Source organism: Pseudoalteromonas sp. GW168-MNA-CIBAN-0100 (genome assembly GCF_040309225.1).
GTDB classification, from domain to species: domain Bacteria; phylum Pseudomonadota; class Gammaproteobacteria; order Enterobacterales; family Alteromonadaceae; genus Pseudoalteromonas; species Pseudoalteromonas arctica.
The window spans coordinates 1-247 of record NZ_JBEOOL010000926.1; the positions used below are offsets into that span (position 1 = coordinate 1).

General features: G+C 38.9%; 1 protein-coding gene. It reads right to left on the reverse strand.

Annotation, left to right across the window (positions count from 1 at the left end; all coding sequences use genetic code 11):
- The coding region (locus AAEY62_RS24045) for a hypothetical protein (protein ID WP_350636982.1) at positions 1 to 247 on the reverse strand (247 nt) is incomplete at both ends.

Below are 247 nucleotides of genomic sequence, written 5' to 3' on the forward strand. Positions count from 1 at the left end.
GGGCATAATTGGCTAATACTTGCTGGCTGCGCTGAATACCTAAAAAGGTCTGTAGCAGTATTTTAAAGTCGTATACTGTGGCTTTAACATCTTTATTTAAACGCTTTGATAAAATAGTCTGATCTTTTGGGTTAACAAATGCAGCAGCCTGAATTTTATCAATTAATCGCTCCTCAGCCCCTAACGAAAAGCTAATATAACAACCTATGTTAGCAAATAACGCAATCAGCGTGCCGCGGGTCATAAG